This is a genomic window from Marinomonas sp. PE14-40, from assembly GCF_051623805.1.
Taxonomy (GTDB): Bacteria; Pseudomonadota; Gammaproteobacteria; order Pseudomonadales; family Marinomonadaceae; genus Marinomonas.
Map to the genome: position 1 here is coordinate 660446 of NZ_CP130700.1, position 19408 is coordinate 679853.

General features: G+C 40.2%; 14 protein-coding genes. All 14 read left to right on the forward strand.

Annotation, left to right across the window (positions count from 1 at the left end; all coding sequences use genetic code 11):
- Window positions 1–798, forward strand: coding sequence for an ATP-binding cassette domain-containing protein (locus Q0A08_RS03170; RefSeq protein WP_438464805.1), 798 nt, complete (start codon window positions 1–3; stop codon window positions 796–798).
- Window positions 799–810: 12 nt separating this feature from the next.
- Window positions 811–1962: a Gfo/Idh/MocA family protein gene (locus Q0A08_RS03175; RefSeq protein WP_438464807.1), complete on the forward strand. Its 1152-nt coding sequence runs from the start codon at window positions 811–813 to the stop codon at window positions 1960–1962.
- The gene (locus Q0A08_RS03180; protein WP_438464808.1) at window positions 1959–3887 is read left to right on the forward strand and encodes a bifunctional 5-dehydro-2-deoxygluconokinase/5-dehydro-2-deoxyphosphogluconate aldolase; all 1929 of its coding nucleotides are present in this window, start codon (window positions 1959–1961) and stop codon (window positions 3885–3887) included. Before Q0A08_RS03175 ends, Q0A08_RS03180 begins: the two co-directional genes overlap by 4 nt.
- Window positions 3887–5749 carry a 3D-(3,5/4)-trihydroxycyclohexane-1,2-dione acylhydrolase (decyclizing) gene (gene iolD, locus Q0A08_RS03185; RefSeq protein WP_438464810.1) on the forward strand — a complete coding sequence of 621 codons (1863 nt, stop codon included), beginning with the start codon at window positions 3887–3889 and terminating at the stop codon, window positions 5747–5749. The genes Q0A08_RS03180 and iolD overlap by 1 nt, the downstream gene beginning before the upstream one ends.
- Window positions 5750–5762: 13 nt before the next feature.
- A complete protein-coding gene (gene iolE, locus Q0A08_RS03190; RefSeq protein ID WP_438464811.1) occupies window positions 5763–6674 on the forward strand; it encodes a myo-inosose-2 dehydratase in 912 nt (303 codons plus the stop codon).
- A 51-nt stretch (window positions 6675–6725) separates the two neighbouring features.
- A complete protein-coding gene (locus Q0A08_RS03195; RefSeq protein ID WP_438464813.1) occupies window positions 6726–8255 on the forward strand; it encodes a CoA-acylating methylmalonate-semialdehyde dehydrogenase in 1530 nt (509 codons plus the stop codon).
- A 61-nt stretch (window positions 8256–8316) separates the two neighbouring features.
- A complete protein-coding gene (gene iolB / locus Q0A08_RS03200; protein ID WP_438464814.1) occupies window positions 8317–9126 on the forward strand; it encodes a 5-deoxy-glucuronate isomerase in 810 nt (269 codons plus the stop codon).
- A 59-nt stretch (window positions 9127–9185) separates the two neighbouring features.
- Window positions 9186–10178 carry an inositol 2-dehydrogenase gene (gene iolG / locus Q0A08_RS03205; RefSeq protein WP_438464815.1) on the forward strand — a complete coding sequence of 331 codons (993 nt, stop codon included), beginning with the start codon at window positions 9186–9188 and terminating at the stop codon, window positions 10176–10178.
- Between the two features lie 243 nt (window positions 10179–10421).
- On the forward strand, window positions 10422–11576 hold the full coding sequence (locus tag Q0A08_RS03210) for an ABC transporter substrate-binding protein (RefSeq protein ID WP_438464817.1): 1155 nt from the start codon (window positions 10422–10424) through the stop codon (window positions 11574–11576).
- Between the two features lie 346 nt (window positions 11577–11922).
- Window positions 11923–13833 carry a propionyl-CoA synthetase gene (locus Q0A08_RS03215; protein WP_438464819.1) on the forward strand — a complete coding sequence of 637 codons (1911 nt, stop codon included), beginning with the start codon at window positions 11923–11925 and terminating at the stop codon, window positions 13831–13833.
- 427 nt (window positions 13834–14260) lie between these two features.
- Entirely contained in the window at window positions 14261–15274 is a 1014-nt protein-coding gene (gene ltaE, locus Q0A08_RS03220; RefSeq protein ID WP_438464820.1) for a low-specificity L-threonine aldolase, read from the forward strand.
- A gap of 756 nt (window positions 15275–16030) precedes the next feature.
- Window positions 16031–17365 (forward strand): NCS2 family permease, encoded by a 1335-nt coding sequence (locus tag Q0A08_RS03225; protein ID WP_438464821.1) that lies wholly within the window; start codon window positions 16031–16033, stop codon window positions 17363–17365.
- A gap of 174 nt (window positions 17366–17539) precedes the next feature.
- Complete coding sequence (locus Q0A08_RS03230) at window positions 17540–17989, forward strand: YaiI/YqxD family protein (protein WP_438464822.1); 450 nt, start codon at window positions 17540–17542, stop codon at window positions 17987–17989.
- A gap of 124 nt (window positions 17990–18113) precedes the next feature.
- Entirely contained in the window at window positions 18114–19403 is a 1290-nt protein-coding gene (locus tag Q0A08_RS03235; RefSeq protein WP_438464823.1) for an NAD(P)/FAD-dependent oxidoreductase, read from the forward strand.
- Window positions 19404–19408 lie beyond the last annotated feature (5 nt).

Here is a 19408-nt window from a genome sequence, read left to right on the forward strand (position 1 = left end):
ATGAGCGAATTTATTATTGAATTGAAAAAAGTGAGTCGTTATTTCGGCTCTGTTATTGCCCTGCAAAATATCGATATGAAGGTCAAATTAGGTGAAGTGCATTGTCTTCTTGGTGATAACGGGGCAGGTAAATCAACCCTAATCAAAACTTTAGCTGGTGTGCATGCCCCTAGTGAAGGTGAATATCATTTTGAGGGTAACCCTGTTGTATTTAAATCACCTGTTGATGCTTTAGATTCAGGAATAGCAACCGTTTACCAAGATTTGGCGCTAGTGCCGTTAATGAGTGTTACTCGTAATTTTTTTATGGGTCGTGAACTGACTAAAGGTAAAGGGATTTTCAAACGATTTGATATTGAAAAAGCAGACAAAATAGCACAGCAGGGTATGGCTGATATGGGGATAAATGTCCGTGACCCGTCACAGGCAATAGGCACTATGTCTGGCGGTGAGCGTCAATGTCTAGCCATAGCTAGGGCAATTCACTTTGGCGCTAAGGTACTTATTCTTGATGAACCAACTGCAGCGCTTGGTGTTAAACAATCTGCCAATGTTCTTAAGGTGGTTGCAAAAGCTAAAGCCCGTGGTTTAGCCGTTATTTTAATTACCCATAATGTACATCACGCTTATCCGATTGCCGACAGGTTCACCTTGTTAAACCGTGGTCAGAGTTTAGGTTCCTTTCTTAAATCTGAGGTTAGCCGTGAAGATGTGCTTGAAATGATGGCTGGTGGCCAGGAACTAGATGAATTAACCGCTGAATTAGAAGAATTTAGCCGTTTAGATGCCAGTGCTTAAGTGGAAAATAGAATGATGAAAAGTTTAAGAGTGGGATTAATTGGCACAGGGTATATGGGGAAAGCCCATGCGATTGCGTATCGCAATGCGATGGCGGCGTTTGGCATTTCGCAAGACCAGTTAGCCTGTGAAATGCTAGCGGAAGTTGATGAAGATTTAGCTAAGCGTAAAGCAAGTGAATTTGGATTCAATCGCTCAACAGGGGATTGGAAAGCGTTAGTGCAAGACCCTAATGTTGATCTAGTGGATATTTGCGCACCTAATTTTCTACATAAAGAAATGGCGTTAGCGGCAATTGCAGCAGGGAAACATGTATACAGTGAAAAACCATTAGCGCTAAACGCTGCTGATGCAAAAGAAATGACACAAGCGGCCGAGCAAGCTGGTGTTAAAACCTTAGTTGGTTTCAATTACATTAAAAATCCGACATTGCAGTTTGCTAAAGCGTTAATAGCAAGGGGGGATATTGGAGAAATTGTTCATTTTCGCGGTGTGTTTAACGAGGACTATCTAGCCGATGACAGTTTGCCATTTAGTTGGCGTTTACAGCAAGAATATGCAGGAAGTGGAGCGCTTAATGACTTAGCGTCACATTTAGTGAATTTAGCGATTCATCTTGTGGCGCCAATTACTTCATTATGTGCCGATTTAAAAGTAGTACACAAATCAAGACCATTAGCAGGCGACAGTCAGCAAACAGGCCAGGTAGAGAATGATGACCAAGCTCATATGATGGTACGTTTTGCTAATGGCGCACAAGGTACCTTAGAAGCATCCCGAATTGCTTGGGGACGTAAAAATGGCCTGTCATTTGAGATAACAGGGACTAAAGGTAGTTTAATCTTTGACCAAGAGACCTTATCGGAATTATCCCTCTTTATTGCGGGCGATGATCCTCAAATCCAGGGGTTTAAGCGTATTTTAGTTGGACCAGAGCATCCTGATTATAAGGCTTTCTGTGTATCTGCTGGTCATGGTTTAGGTTTCAACGACATTAAAGCTGTTGAAGTTCGTGATTTATACGAAGGTATAGTCAACAACAAATCATTATGGCCTGATTTTAGAGCGGCAACACAAGTCAATATCATACTCGACAAGGTTGTTGAGTCTCATGCAAATAATGCTTGGGTGGAAGTGGAGCAATATGATGGAGAACACAAATGAAAGATAAAACTTTAGATATTATTTGTTTAGGACGAGCAGCCGTTGATTTGTATTCAGAACAAATAGGTTCAGCCTTAGAAGATGCCAATAGTTTTAAGAAATACTTAGGTGGTTCTTCCGCAAATATTGCTTTTGGTACTGCCCGTATGGGGCTGAAGTCCGCCATGCTAACCCGTGTTGGTGATGAACATATGGGGCGTTTTGTTAGAAATGAGTTGGCTCGCGCTGGCGTGGATGTATCTCATGTTGTCACTGATGGAGAAAGGCTAACAGGTTTAGTGTTATTAGGGATTAAAGATAAGGACACCTTCCCCCTTATTTTTTACCGTGAAAACTGTGCTGATATGGCGATTAGCGAAACAGACTTTGATGAAGCTTATATTGCCAGTGCTAAAACTTTGCTGATTACAGGGACACACTTTTCAACTCAATCAACAAATAAAACTGCGATAAAAGCGATTGAATATGCCCGTGCAAATAACACTAAGGTGGTTGTCGATATTGATTATCGACCTGTACTTTGGGGATTAACAGGAAGAGGTGAAGGAGAGAATCGTTTCGTTTCTAATGAATCTGTCACTGAACACCTTTTATCAATAATGCCTCTATGTGACCTAGTTGTCGGCACAGAAGAGGAGTTTCATATTGCAGGTGGTAGTGAAGATACCATTGAGTGTTTGAAGCGTATTCGAAAAGTATGTGATGCTGAATTTGTCGTAAAGCGTGGTGCGCTGGGTTGTTCGGTGTTTAAAGGTGAAATTCCGCAAACCTTGGATGAAGGTATTACTTGTTACGGGGTAAAAGTGGATGTACTAAATGTACTCGGTGCAGGTGATGCTTTTTTAAGTGGTTACCTAAGGGGTTGGATAAAAGGTGAATCCACTGAGAAATCCTGTGATTATGCAAATGCCTCTGGTGCCATTGTGGTTTCAAGACACGGCTGCGCACCTGCAATGCCGAGTTTAGAAGAGTTAGACCACTATTTAGCGAATCGCAGTGATATTCCAAGGCCTGATCTTAATCCAGTACTTAACTATCTTCACAGGGTGACAACCCAAAGAAGCCCAAAAGAATGGCAAAACTTATGTATTTTAGCCTTTGACCATAGACGTCAATTTGTCGACATGTGTCGTGAGCTAGGTGCTTCTTTAGATAAAATCCCTCACGCTAAACGACTCATTCTTGAGGCTGCATATCAAGGTGCTAAAGAGCTTGGTAGTAACGTTGGCGGTACCGGCATTCTTGCTGATGGAACCTTCGCACAAGATGTATTAAATGACATTACTGGGAAGGATTATTGGATCGCAAGGCCTGTTGAACTTCCTAGCAGTCGCCCTTTAAGGTTTGATCAAGGTAACAATGTGGCACAAGAAATTGCCACTTGGCCTGCTAATCATATTGTCAAATGTCTGGTGTTTTTTCACCCTGATGACGAAGTTAACTTGCGTAATGAGCAAGAGCAAAAGGTGATGGATCTTTACCTGGCGTGTTGTGAAACAGGCCATGAACTCTTATTAGAAATTATTCCGCCAGCAGGTTCATTAGTGAATGATGAAACCTTATCAAGATCGATTGAAAGGTTTTATAACTTAGGCATATTCCCAGATTGGTGGAAGCTGCCTTCACCAAGTGAATCTGCTTGGAAGAATATCAGCAAAGTCATTAAGCAAAGATCACCTTATTGTCGAGGCGTTGTTCTTCTTGGGTTGGACGCTCCTGTAAATGAATTGCAAGCAGGCTTTAATGCTGCTGCTGGTCAAGATATTTGCAAGGGTTTTGCTATCGGGAGAACGATTTTCTCTGAGCCAACAAAAGCTTGGTTGTCAGGCAATTTAGATGACACTCAATATGTACAAGAAGTGAAGTCTAATTATTTAACCATGAGTCAATTATGGCAGCAGAGACATCAAGGAGAGCCAAGCTAATGAAAACAATTCGACTAACCATGGCGCAAGCTTTAGTAAAGCATTTACAAGCGCAATTTAACCTAGTTGATGGTAAGGAAGTGCCTCTATTCGGTGGTGTCTGGGGAATATTTGGACACGGTAATGTGGCGGGTCTTGGTGAAGCACTTGCGGATGTAAAAGATGAATTTACCACTTATCGTGCCCATAACGAGCAAGGTATGGCGTTAGCTGCTTGTGCTTATGCCAAGCAAAATAGACGTCAACGTATTATGGCTTGTACCTCATCCATTGGACCTGGTGCAACCAACATGGTGACGGCAGCAGGCCTTGCGATGGCTAACCGATTACCTGTGTTGTTTTTACCGGGTGATGTTTTTGCTACTCGTACACCAGATCCTGTATTACAACAGGTTGAGCATTTTGGTGAGCCTAGCGTATCCGTGAATGATTGTTTTAGACCCGTATCTCGTTATTTTGATCGTATTAACCGACCCGAGCAGCTAATTACAAGTTTACCTAATGCGATTGCAACCATGCTTGATCCTGCTAATTGCGGGCCTGCAACTTTAGCTTTACCGCAAGACGTACAAACCATGGCTTTTGATTATCCTATCAGCTTCTTTGAGAAAAAAGTGCATGGTTTAACGCGAACACGGCCTGACAAGGTGAAAGTTAAAAATGCGGTACAAGCAATTAAAGCGGCTAAAAAGCCTTTGTTAGTACTGGGTGGCGGGGTGCATTACAGCTTAGCTGTAAAAGAGGTTGAGCAGTTTATTGATACTTATCAGGTACCAGCATGTGAAACACAAGCGGGTAAAGGGGTACTTAACTGGCAGCATAAACTGAATCTTGGCGGTGTTGGTGTCACAGGCTCAAGCGCAGCGAATATTGCAGCAAGTGAGGCTGACCTTGTCATTGCTATTGGTACTCGTTTGCAGGATTTTACCTCGGCTTCAAGAACCTTATTTAATCGCGAGGGCTTAAGGCTTATTAATATTAATACAGCGAGTTTTGATGCCAATAAACACGGTGGATTAGCGTTAACAGGTGATGCGAGAGAAGTCTTAACAGAGTTAATGTCTGAGCTAGGTGAATGTCAATTTGATACACACTGGGATGAAAGAGCTAAATCTCTCAATAATGACTGGCTCGATGCTGTCAACCAAGCAGTGAAAGTACCTGATACCTATCAAGATAAAAGTTACTTGCCAACAGATGCGAATGTAATCGGTGTAGTGAATCGTCAGGCAACAAAAAACTCAACCATAGTACAAGCCGCAGGTGGTTTGCCGGGTGAACTACATAAGCTCTGGCGTACTGAATCTGATCTGGGTTATCACGTTGAATATGGCTTTTCCTGTATGGGTTATGAGCTAGCAGGTGGTGTTGGTGTAAAGATGGCAACGCCAGAACGTGATGTCATTGTGATGGTAGGAGATGGCAGTTATCTGATGTTGAACTCAGAAATTGCGACTTCAGTCATGTTGGGTTTAAAACTCACGATAGTGGTACTCGATAACAGGGGTTATGCCTGTATTAACCGTTTGCAAAATGCTTGTGGTAGCGATTCATTTAATAACCTTTTACAAGATTGCCACACTGTTGAAGCTGGAGCGCCAAAAACAGCCTTTGCTGAACATGCTAAAGCGTTAGGTGCAAATGGTGAACAAGTACAAAGTTTAGCTGAATTAGAGGCGGCTTTAGAAAGAGCAAAAGCATCGGATAAAACCTATGTGATTTCGATTGATACAGACCCGATGCCGACAACTCAAGAAGGTGGAGCGTGGTGGGATGTTGCTGTTGCAGAAGTCTCTAGCAAAGAGAGTGTGAATCAAGCACAAGCGCAGTATCAAGAAGCTAAAAGCAAACAGCCTTACTAATTCTGGCAATTTTATGAGTGATTTAATAATGAATAAAATAAAAATAGGCATAAATCCATTAACTTGGACCAATGATGACCTTCCTTCCTTAGGTGCTGATACGCCGTTATCTGTCTGTTTAAGCGAGGCTAAATTAGCGGGTTTTGCGGGGATTGAACTTGGAAATAAGTTTCCGCGTCAGGCGGATGTGCTTGGCCCAATATTGGAAGAACATAAGATTGAATTAGTGTCAGGTTGGTATAGTGCAAAACTGATGGAAAGGTCTGTTGACGATGAAATTGAAGCACTTCAGGACCATCTAAATCTATTAAAAGCGCTTGGTTCTAATGTCATGGTTTTTGCTGAAGTGACACATTGTATACATGGAGATCAAACAGCGCCTTTGTCCCAAAGGCCAAAGATGACCATGGCGCAATGGGAAAGCTATGTTGGCAAAATTACACAAGTTGCTGATTACCTAGCAGAACAAGGCGTAAAGCTTGCTTATCACCATCATATGGGAACCGTCATTGAAACGGCTCAAGAGGTGGATTACCTGATGCAGAATACCGGTGAAAATGTTGGTTTATTGCTTGATACTGGACATATCACATTTGCTGGTGGTGATGCGCTTGAGATGGCTCAAAAACACGCAAAACGCATAGTGCATGTGCACTGCAAAGATATTAGACCCAATGTACTTAAAGATAATTTAAACCGTGATAGTGCATTTTTAAATGCGGTACTCGAAGGCGTGTATACCGTCCCTGGTGATGGTTCAATTGATTACTTACCCATCTTTGAAACCTTAAAAGCGGTTGATTATGAGGGCTGGATAGTACTAGAAGCAGAACAAGACCCTGCTATAGCGCACCCGTTAACTTATGCCAAAAAAGGGTATGAGTACCTCGAAGCAACGCTTAAAACGTCTGGTTTAATTGCCTAATAACCTAATTGTGAACCTGTATCGCGAGAACGTCTCGCCATGGAGAAATGAATGTCGTCTAAGTTAAATACCATTATTGGTAATTTTATTGATAACCAAATGATAGCGATTGAGTCTGATAGGAAAGCAAATGTATTTAATCCTGCAACGGGTGAGATTAGCAGTCAGGTATCTCTAAGCAGTGTGAAAGAAACGCAAGACGCAATAGCGTCTGCTGAAAAAGCATTCGAGACTTGGTCTCAAGTTACGCCGTTAAATCGTGCCCGTATTCTCTTCAAATTTAAAGCGTTAGTTGAAGCGCATAGCCATGAATTGGCTGAGCTAATTTCCTCTGAACATGGCAAGGTTTATTCAGATGCACTTGGTGAATTAACCCGGGGTTTAGAAGTAGTCGAATTTGCGTGCGGTATTCCTCATCTACAAAAAGGTGAGCATAGCCTTAATGTTGGTCGTGGCGTTGATAGTTACAGTTTAATGCAGCCATTAGGTGTATGTGCAGGTATTAGTCCATTTAACTTCCCTGCTATGGTGCCTATGTGGATGTTCCCTGTAGCGATTGCTTGTGGCAATACCTTTGTCATGAAACCATCAGAAAAAGACCCAAGTACCATCATGCGTTTAGCAGAGCTACTTAAAGAAGCAGGTTTACCTGATGGGGTTTTCAATGTGGTAAATGGTGATAAAGAGTCAGTTGATGTGTTACTGACTGACGAGCGTATTGAAGCCGTTAGTTTTGTTGGATCGACACCTATTGCAGAATACATTTATGCGACAGCAAGTGCTCATGGCAAAAGAGTGCAAGCATTAGGAGGTGCTAAAAATCATATGTTAGTGATGCCAGATGCTGACCCGTCACAGGTTGTTAACTCATTAATGGGTGCAGCATATGGTTCTGCTGGTGAGCGTTGCATGGCAATCTCGGTTGCTGTATGTGTCGGTGATGAGGTAGCGGACAATCTAATTAGCACTTTGAAAGACAGCATTGCAACTATGACAGTCGGCCCTGGTCTGTTTAAGCAATACGGACTAGAGCAAGAACCTCATATGGGGCCTTTGATCTCTAATGAGCATGCTCAAAAAGTTCGTGCTTATATCGATTCTGGTGTAGAGCAGGGCGCTAAATTAGTGGTTGATGGAAGAGACTTTATTTGTGATAAGCATGAAAAAGGCTATTTCGTAGGTCCAAGTCTGTTTGATCAGGTAACGTCAAATATGCGTATTTACCAAGAAGAAATTTTTGGCCCTGTGCTATGCGTCGTTCGAGTTGAAAGTTATGAAGAGGCATTGGCTCTGATCAATCAACATGAATATGGTAATGGTACCGCTATTTTTACTCGTGACGGTGATACAGCGAGACAATTTACTGAGAAAGTTCAGGTCGGCATGGTTGGTGTTAATGTGCCAATTCCAGTACCAATGGCATTTCATAGTTTTGGTGGCTGGAAACGTTCATTGTTCGGCCCTTTACATATGCATGGGCCTGATGGCGTACGTTTTTATACTCGCATGAAAACCATCACGGCACGCTGGCCAACAGGCTTAAGAGCAGGGCCAGAATTTTCTATGCCAACAATGAAATAATGTCTGATTAAGGAAAAAGGGAAGGCTTTAAAACATTCGCCTTTCCTTTTTAAAGGTATGTATGTCTTATTTATTGAGTAAAAACAAAAAAAACGATAACAACGGCTTGATTCAAAAAGTGACACCACAAAGTGCGAACTGGCAGTATGTGGGTTTTGAGGTGCAAGCGCTTGCAAAAAGTGAGTCGATTAACATAGAATCATTAAGCGATGAGATCTGTGTCGTTATATTATCTGGCAAAGTAGACGCTAGTACACGTACTGAAAACTGGCAAAATATTGGTGATCGAATGAGTGTTTTTGAGAAAAAAGCACCTTATTCAATTTATTCACCTGCAAATGATTTTGTGACAGTCACTGCATTGACTGATGTTGAAATTGCCATATGTCGAGCACCAGGTAAAGGTGGTTATCAAGCAAAGCTTATAACGCCAGAGCAATGCCAATATGAAACGCGAGGGATTAATACAAATACTCGCCACGTTTGTAATATCTTATTTTCAAACGAGGCAGCAGACAGTTTATTAGTATGTGAAGTGATTACGCCAAGTGGCAATTGGTCTAGTTATCCACCTCATAAACATGACACTGATGCCGCGCCAGCTGAGACTCAATTAGAGGAAACCTATTATCATAAAATTGATCCACCACAAGGGTTTGTATTTCAGCGAGTTTATAACGATGACAGAAGTCTAGACGAAACTATGTCGGTTGAAGATGGCGATGTTGTTATGGTGCCTGAAGGTTATCATCCTGTAGGGGTTCCCCATGGCTATCAGTCTTATTACCTGAATGTGATGGCAGGGCCTAGCCGAAACTGGATTTTTAATAACGACCCAGATCATGAGTGGATTATTGCTCAAGATATTTAAAATTAAAGCTGTAACGATTCAGCAGTGAAAATAAAAATAATACTTTAAGGAAGACTAGAATGCTTACTTTTGCCTTATTCGGTGCCGGTAGAATCGGCAAAATGCATGCTGAAAATATTCATGCATTTGCTCAATCAAACATAAAATATGTTTTTGACGTTTATACACCAGCAGCACAAGAAGTCGCAGATCAAACGGGTGCTATTGTTGCTGATAATGTGGATATTGCTTTGGCTGATCCTGAGGTAGATGCCGTATTAATCGCCACCAGTACGGACACTCATGTGGATCTCATCATTAAATCGGCTAAAGCGGGTAAAGCAATTTTATGTGAAAAGCCTATTGATCTTGATACGAATAAAGTAAATCAGTGTCTTGAGGCGATTAAAGATTGTCATGTACCCATTCAAATTGGTTTTAATAGACGTTATGACCCGAGTCACAGTGCTGTGGCTAAAGCGGCTAAAGATGGCAGTATAGGTAAACTAGAGCAGTTAATCATTACCAGCCGTGATCCTGGTATGGCGCCAGTTGAGTATTTAAAATCTTCGGGTGGCATTTTTAGGGATATGATTATTCATGACTTTGATATGGCGCGTTTTGTACTCGGTGAGGAAATTGTCGAACTACAAGCTTTTGGTAGTGCGTTAGTTGACGAAAAAATCACGGAAATTGGTGATGTTGACAGTGTTATGTTGGTGATGAAAAGTGAATCTGGCAAGCTGATTCATATTAATGGTTCCCGTAGAGCAAGCTATGGTTATGATCAAAGGGTAGAAGCTTTTGGTTCTGATGGTATGGTGATTTCCAACAATCAAACGCCGACTTCCGTAACACGCTATTCTGCTGATAAAACCAATGAGAAAGACCCATTGTATAATTTCTTTATCGATAGATATGAAGCGGCTTATAACCTTCAGCTAACTTCCTTTATTGAAAATGTATTAGCAAAACAAGCTGTATCACCGAGCTTTGAAGACGGTAAAAGAGCTCAAATGCTGGCTGACGCAGCTCAGCAATCATTAGAAACAGGTCAAGCGGTGACATTATAACTGTGTAAGTGAGTTGTTTTTTAATACAACTTGCTGCTATTACAGTTACCTATCAAGTTGCGTGTTTGTTAAGACAAATACGCAACTTTGAAGTTTCACATAGAAAGCTCTAAGCTAAATAGGTTGTTTTATAAGAGTCGACCAAAGCATTGGGTGAAGGATAAACACTTTGGTCTGAATTGTTTGTCCGTGAATTAACAAAGGGTTATTGTTTATTCTAATAAATATTAATCGGGTTAATTTATGCGCCTTAAGTTTAAGTATCTGATTTACTCACTTCTAACCTTCTTTATTTTAATTAACCAAAACTCATTAAAAGCATCAGACCATCTTGTTCAAGCCAAGGTGGTAATACCACCATACAAAATCGCTATGTTCTACCCAAGAGATGCGCCATTTTGGACGAATTTTATTAACTTAATGAATGAAGCTGCGCTTGATTTAGGCATTGAGCTGCAAACCTTTTCTGCCAAGGGAAATAGAATTTTAATGAAGCAGCAGTTTTTGTCTGTTTTAAAAGGGGAGAATAAAGTTGATGTAGTGATCTTCAACAACTATAAGAATTCTGCTTCTCAATTTATCAAACTGGCAAACGATGCCAAAATATATTCATTTTTAGTCAATAGTGCAATGACAGCAGATAAAAGCCTCGAAATGGGGCTACCAAGAGAAAAGTATCCTTATTGGTTAGGGCAAATGTACCCTGACGAAAAGGGAACCAACCAAAGAATCACCAACGTCTTAATTAATGACGCCAGAGACAAATACCCAGAGCAAGAAATTAATATTGTTGGTATCAATGGGCCTATTTCTTCTGGGGCTGCCATCATGCGACTTGACGCTTTTAAAGAAACACTGGAACAGCAAAAAAATGTCAAACTACATCAAGTAGTGCATATAGAAAGCTGGGATGAGGCTGAAGCAAGTATTAAGTTTCAAGCATTGATGAAACGGTATCAAGATACGAACGTTGTTTGGGCAGGCAGTGCTAGATTAGTTGATGGTATTCTCATGGGTGAAAAACCATTAGGTTTAACCGCTGGTAATGATTATTTCACTGGAGGCATCGGATTTAAGAAGTCTATGTTAGAGGCTATTCGCAATGGTCAAGTAAGTGCAACAGCAGGGGGGCATTATATAGAAGGGGCTTGGTCACTTGTGCTTATTTATGATTATTTGTCTGGTAAAGACTTTATTAATCACGGGGTTGAACTATTAACGCCTATGGGAGTTGTGACTCATGAGAATGTGCAGCTCTATATAGATAATTTAACAGCTGAAAAATGGACAAAAACTAACTTGAGGAAAATTAATTTCAGGCAATATTCCAAGGCCATTAACTCTGAGTTAGATGGGTATCAATTTGATTTTGATTCGATCATTTTACAGTTATATTAAAGGTTAAGCTCTTTTAATTTAGTATCACTTAATGCTCTTTATGCAATATAAAGAGATATAAAACTACTGTTCAAAAAACCTATTAATAAAACGTTTTTATTGATATTTGTTCTACTTTTTATGAAAACTATCATTTTACGCCTCATCTTTATCTTATCCTAAATTTCAATAGGAATGCTGTTGTTTTATTGCTATCTACTTGAAAAATATAAATAAAAAACAAATGTCAAAAACATAAAAACTGTACTTTAAATAGGCCGTTAGACTATGGTCGAGTTGTCGAACTCAGGCTTCACAACCATGATGAAGCTATAGAGATTACCCAGTCGGGCAATCAATTCATGACATGTTCAAAAAAGATAATAAGGGAACAAGTATTATGAGTTATGACAGCGAATATCAAGCATCAATTCAAACGCCTGACACTTTTTGGAAAGAAAAAGCAGAGCAATTAGATTGGTTCAAGCAACCAAACACTATCTTAGCTAAAGATGAAAATGGCATTGACAGGTGGTTTGTAGATGGTGTGATGAATACCTGTCATATGGCACTTGATTATCATGTTGAACAAGGTCGTGGTGAGCAAATCGCTATTCATTATGACTCTCCTGTAACTGACACTAAGGAATCCATCAGCTATCAGGAACTTCGAGATCAAGTTGCATTATTTGCTGGTGTATTAAGAAAGCAAGGTGTTAAAAAAGGAGACAGAGTGCTTATCTATATGCCAATGATTCCGCAAGCCAGTATTGCTATGTTGGCTTGCGCTAGATTGGGTGCGGTTCATTCTGTCGTATTTGGGGGCTTTGCTCCACATGAATTGGCTATTCGTATTGAAGATGCCACACCTGATGTCATTGTCTCAGCGAGTTGCGGTATCGAAGTGAGCCGTGTTATAGACTATAAGACATTACTTGATAAAGCGGTTGAGTTGTCTAGCCATAAAATTAAACATGCGATTATTTGGCAACGCCCTGAATCAGTAGCAAGCCTTGTAGAAGGCAGGGACATTGACTGGCGACTAGCATTGGAAACAGCACAAGAAGCAGACTGTATTCCTGTGTTATCAACTGATCCTCTATATATTTTATATACCTCAGGTACAACAGGGCGTCCAAAAGGCGTTGTTCGAGACAATGGCTCTCACGCTGTTGCAATGAAATACTCAATGAAAGCCATTTACGATATGAACCCTGGCGATGTGTTTTGGGCTGCCTCTGATGTTGGCTGGGTGGTTGGTCATTCATATATTGTGTATGCCCCATTAATTCAGGGGTTAACCAGTGTTTTATATGAAGGCAAGCCAATTGGTACACCTGATGCGGGTGCATTTTGGCGCGTCTGCGAAGAGTATGGTGTTAAGGCGTTATTTACCGCTCCAACAGCCTTTAGAGCCATTAAAAAAGCAGACCCGAACTCGTTATGCCTGAAACCGTATGACCTTTCGAGCCTAAAAGCTATTTTTATGGCAGGCGAAAGGTTAGATCCGGCGACTTATCATTGGGTTAAAGACTTATTAAATATGCCTGTTATTGATCATTGGTGGCAAACAGAAACGGGCTGGGCAATTTGTGGCAACCTCATGGGAGTGGAATTAAAGTCAGCAAAAGCGGGCTCTGCAACACTGCCCGTGCCGGGCTTTAATGTGAAGATTCTTGATGATGAGGGTAATGAAGTTGGGCCAAATGTGCAGGGCAATGTGGCCCTAAAACTGCCATTACCACCGAGTTGCTTAGCAACTATTTGGGGGAATCATGACAGGTTTGTGGATGGCTATCTAAAAACCTTTGATGGTTTTTATACCAGCGGTGATGGTGGTTATATCGATGAAGACGGTTACGTGTTTATCATGGGGCGTACTGATGACATTATTAATGTGGCTGGACACAGGTTAAGCACGGGTGAAATGGAAGAAGTGATAGCCTCACACCCTGATGTTGCTGAATGTGCGGTAATTGGCATTAAGTGTGACATTAAAGGGCAAAAGCCACTTGGGTTGGTTTTGCTTAAAGATGGTGTTGAGAAAAACGAGAATCAACTTGAAGCTGAATTAGTTTCGAATGTTAGAAGTGAAATTGGTGCCGTGGCAAGTTTTAAAGAAGCGAAAGTTGTGCAAAGGCTACCGAAAACACGCAGCGGTAAAATATTAAGAAAGCTGATCCGCCAGATTGCGGATGGTGAAGAATTTAGTATACCTTCAACAATTGATGACCCTGCAAGTTTAACTGAAATTGAAAATTTGCTTTGTGCTCGATAATAAATTGAAATAAATCAAAATGCTTATAGTGAGTCGCTATAAGCATTTTTTTTGCGCCAGATTTATCATCTAGGGAACATGCGAATAAGTCACCTCTTCTCAGTCTAATCAGAAATAATGTCAATCAAGGCGTCGCTTTGAAGTAATGTAGGTACCTTTCAAGAAGAAACAACACAGAGTGGCATTTTTTCTGAAAGATCCGAAGGGCGTGGCCTAAAAGCCCTATCTTTAAGTTGAGGTCCTTATCAATAGAACAACTATATAAGCTGCGTCCCTCGTCATAAATCTAGGGGCTTTTATCCACACGCTGAGGCGGGAGGACTTGTTCGTATGTTCCCTAGTATTCATTAAAGGGATCTTTTATATTGAAGACAATATCTTAAAGGTATGTGAATCTAGCTCACAATGTAAAATACAGGGACTTTAAATGATTGATTTACGCTCAGATACAGTAACCAAACCGACCCAAGCTATGCTTGATGCTATGGTTAGCGCCCAAGTTGGTGATGATGTTTATGGGGATGATCCTAGTGTTAATGCATTAGAATCATGGGCTGCAGATCGACATGGTTTTGAAACCGCTCTTTTCTGTAGTTCTGGTACACAAGCTAACTTGTTGGCGCTAATGGCTCACTGTGAAAGAGGCGATGAGTACCTTTGCGGACAACAGGCCCATAATTATATGTTTGAAGGTGGTGGTGCTGCTGTTTTAGGTTCAATTCAACCTCAACCCATTGAGAACGAATCGGATGGAACGCTTTGCTTTAAGAAATTGAAAGCCGCTATTAAGCCAGATGATTCACACTTTGCTAAAACTCGTTTGTTGAGCTTAGAAAATACAATTAATGGCAAGGTCATTCCACTTAGTTACTTACAAGAAGCACGTCGCTTTGCTGATGAAAACACGTTAAATCTACATCTAGATGGAGCAAGAGTTTATAACGCAAGCATAGCGTTAGACATAGATATTAAAGAGATAACCCAATGCTTTGATTCAGTTTCTATTTGTTTATCTAAAGGCCTAGGTGCACCTGTTGGCTCTCTATTATTAGGTAATCAACAGCTGATTAATAAAGCAAGACGCTGGCGTAAAGTTCTTGGAGGAGGGATGCGTCAGGCTGGGTTCCTTGCATCTGCAGGCTTGTACGCTTTACAAAATAATATCCCTAGGCTTAAGGAAGACCATGCTAATGCACGTTATTTAGCAGAATCCCTTAATCATTTAGAGGTTTTCAAACTTAATCCTGATTTTGTTGAAACTAACATAGTGTTCGCTAAAGTAAGGGATGATGTTGATCAGGATGAGCTTGTTTCGTATTTAAAACAAAATGGAATCATTGTGAGTAAAGGGCAACCAATGCGTTTCGTTACTCATAATGGAATTAGCCACCAAGACATAACCTACTTGATTGATCATATAAAGCAATATTTTACATCGTAAAAACGACCAAATTAAAGGAGAGTCTGCCTAGGCTTTCCTTTCACTTCTTGTTAGACCATTACATTCAAATAGCTCAGATTTTGCTCATTCTGAAATTTGATTCATATTACAAAAACGGCTTGTTGTGAACATATGTTCAATGAAGTTAGTCCATTTTTAAGTACTAATTTTTTATGCTAATAAATTTGAAAACTGGTGATTCAGAATAAATTACTTTCTATGAAATTGATTTTAACATGCTGATTTAATTAGCTTAAATTAAAAATTTCAAATGCTGATCTTAATACAAGAGACATCATTGAACGGATGTTAAAGCAACGTTTATAAATATTAATTGAGCCAATTGAATGTGCAAAAAACGAGTAAATACATATCACTTGATGAAAATTAATCGCATAAAACCTTATTGTGAAATTTATTTTGCTGATGGGGCTATGATGTATAAGTTTGACAATGTATCCTGATCTCATTGTTTCAATATTATGAATAATGAAATTTAGTTATTAATTGTGCTTCTTATGAATATTAAAAGCCTAACTTGATAACGAACTATTTCTAATAGTAATTGAGAAGTGAAGAACCAAACTCCTTGTCTGAATCCTTTTGTACCTTGAGTTTGAAGCATATATGAGGCTGCTACGCACCTTAATAAAAATAAAATGATTAACCTAGCTACCAGATTGGCTTAATTGGATATCAAGCACGACAGAGGCAGAATCCAATTCCAAATATGTTCATTAAAGAGGACTGTTCGTTATGATCAGCAGCAATTCCGAACCTAATTCAATACCTTCAAATTTTTTGGAGCGTTTCTTTAAACTTAAACAACATGGCTCTAATGTTAAAAATGAAATGATTGGTGGTATCACCACTTTTGCAACCATGGCTTACATTATATTTGTCAATCCTAGCATTATGGCCGCATCTGGCATGGATCACGGTGCCGTGTTTGTTGCAACTTGTATTGGGGCTGCTATTGGTTGTTTATTAATGGGGTTGTTTGCAAATTGGCCTGTTGGTTTAGCACCCGGTATGGGGCTTAATGCCTTTTTTGCTTTCACTGTTGTTGGTGAAATGGGCTATAGCTGGGAAGTTGCTTTAGGAGCAGTATTTCTTTCAGGTGTTATCTTTGTCGCGATGAGCTTTTATCGAGTCAGGGAGTGGATCATAGAAAGTATTCCTCAAAGTTTACGTTATGCTATGACTGCAGGTGTTGGGCTTTTTCTTGGGCTGATTGGGCTTAAAGGTGCTGGAATTGTTGTTGATAATCCTGCTACCCTGATTTCGATGGGTGACTTTACTCAACCAAGTGCTTTATTAGCGGGTGTATGCTTCCTGATTATTGCTGTATTAAGTGAGCGCAAAGTGTTTGGTGCCGTACTAATTGGTATTATTAGTGTGACATTAGTTGGCCTTGGTTTAGGTATTGTTGAGTACAAAGGTATTTTCGCAACACCGCCTAGCATCGCGCCAACCTTTATGGCGATGGATATTATGGGGGCTTTAAATATCTCCATGGTGAGTGTGATATTAGCCTTTCTTTTCGTCAATATGTTCGATACTGCAGGTACTTTAATGGGGGTTGCAGATAGAGCTAATTTGATTAATCCAGAAACAAATAAAATAGAAGGGTTAAGTAAAGCGCTAAAAGCAGACAGTGTTGCAAGTGTTGCTGGTGCTTGTGTTGGTTGTCCTCCTGTGACGAGTTATCTTGAAAGTGCTGCTGGTGTCGCTGCGGGTGGCCGTACTGGTCTTTCTGCGATTGTTATTGGCGCGCTGTTTGTCCTGGCAATCTTCTTATCACCACTTGCTGCTATGATTCCTGCTTACGCAACAGCGGGTGCACTTATATATGTTGCCTTTGTCATGATTAGCAGTTTACAGCATGTTAATTGGCGTGACTTTACGGATTCAGCGCCAGCTGCTATTACGGCTTTCATGATGCCTTTTACCTTCTCTATTGCAAATGGTATTGCCCTTGGTTTCATAACGTATACGGTTTTAAAGCTTGCAACGGGTAAGTCAAAAGAAGTGTCGGTTTGTATGTACATTTTAACTTTGGTATTTGTTGCTAAATTAATGTTCTTATAAAAACTGCTTTTAGTGTTACTGAAGGCCCTTTAACTTAGGTTAAAGGGCCTTTTTTATTTTAGGTGCTGGAAAGGCGGTAAATAAATTGTGAGAAAAAAGAAAATTTACTGATTGTTACATTGTTTAGCGGGCCTATATCCTTAATAATGTCCCAATCATTTATAAGGTTTAATTATGAAAATATGGGTAGATGCGGACGCCTGTCCCAATGTGATAAAAAACATTCTATTTAAAGCATCAGAACGCACCAAAATAGCCTGCATCCTGGTAGCTAATCAAAAAATCAATACACCGCCTTCTGCGTTTATATCTAGCCGTCAAGTAAGCCAAGGGTTTGATGTTGCCGACGATTATATTGTTCAAAACATTGAAGCTGGTGACTTAGCAATAACGGCTGATATTCCTTTAGCAGCAGAAATTATCGATAAAAATGCAACGGCAATTAATCCAAGAGGTGAGATCTACACCAAGGAAAATATCAAACAAAGACTAGCAATGCGTGACTTTATGGAATCAATGAGAAGTTCAGGTATACAATCTGGTGGACCCGCTGCATTTAACCAGCAAGATAGAATGGCATTCGCTAATTCACTTGATAAGTTATTGGCCAATAAGGTTAAATAAATAAAAGAGGGTGAGTTAGTCGAAGAACTAATATCACCCAAAACAAGAATTTTCAGCAAATAGCTTTTAACCCTAGATTTATTTTAATTAAAAGTTATTTGCTGAATTTTATTGAGGATTAGTTATGAAACGCATAATTGTAGTAGGTGGGGGCGCTGGTGGACTAGAGCTTGTTACCCGACTTGGTCACAAGTTTGGGAAAACGCGGCAAGCTGAAATCATTCTGATAGATAGAAGTCGTACCCATATTTGGAAACCCTTATTGCATGAAGTTGCAACAGGGTCTTTAGATATTAACACTGACGGAATTAGCTATCGTGCCCATTCTGCGAAACATCATTATCAATTTCAACTGGGTTGTATGAATGGTATGGATGCATCTAGGAAAGTCATCAAACTTGATGCTTTAAATGATGATGAAGGACACGAGTTATTACCAGAAAGAGAGCTGAGTTATGACATCGTTGTGCTAGCAATAGGTAGCGTTAGTAATGATTTTGGGACCCTAGGTGTTGCCGAAAACTGTTATTTTCTAGATTCTCATAAGCAAGCTGAACGCTTTCAGCAAGCACTGTTGAATCAATTTTTGCGTATTCAACAAGGAACGGATGAAGAAAATTTAAAACTATCCATTGTTGGTGGTGGCGCGACAGGGGTTGAGTTATCAGCAGAGCTTTATCACGTTGCAGACCTACTAAAAGCTTATGGAATGCCTGATGTGTCGGCTAAGCGATTAGAGGTTGAGTTAATTGAAGCTGGCCAACGTATTTTGCCAGCGTTACCTGATCGTATTGCTAATAGTGCTAGATCAGAGCTTTCACGACTTGGTGTAAGAGTGTCTGAATCAAAACGTATTATTCGTGCTGAAAAAGAAGGCTTTATCACCGCAGATGAAACACTTATTAATGCAGATATGATGATTTGGGCAGCAGGTGTGAAAGCGCCCGATTTTGTTGCACAACTTGAAGGGTTTGAAACTAACCGGAACAATCAGGTTTTGGTGAGACCGAGTTTACAATCCCAGTCATTTGATAATGTTTATGTGATTGGCGATTGCTGTGCGTGTGTACAACCAGATGGAAGCTTTGTTCCACCAAGAGCTCAGTCTGCTCACCAAATGGCTAGTTTGGTATTTAAAAATATTCAAGCCAGTTTTAGAGGGGAGCCGTTGCAAGATTACCTTTATAAAGACCATGGCTCATTAGTGAATTTAAGTCGTTATAGTACGGTTGGTAGCCTAATGGGGAATTTGACTGCCGGATCTATGTTTGTAGAAGGTCGTATTGCACGTTTGGTATATGTGTCTTTATACCGTTTACACCTGATTGCTATTCATGGGTGGACGAAAGCCATGATAATCATGGCTGCACAAAAAATTGGTAAGGTTGTTAAGCCGAAAATGAAACTTCATTAAAGGCA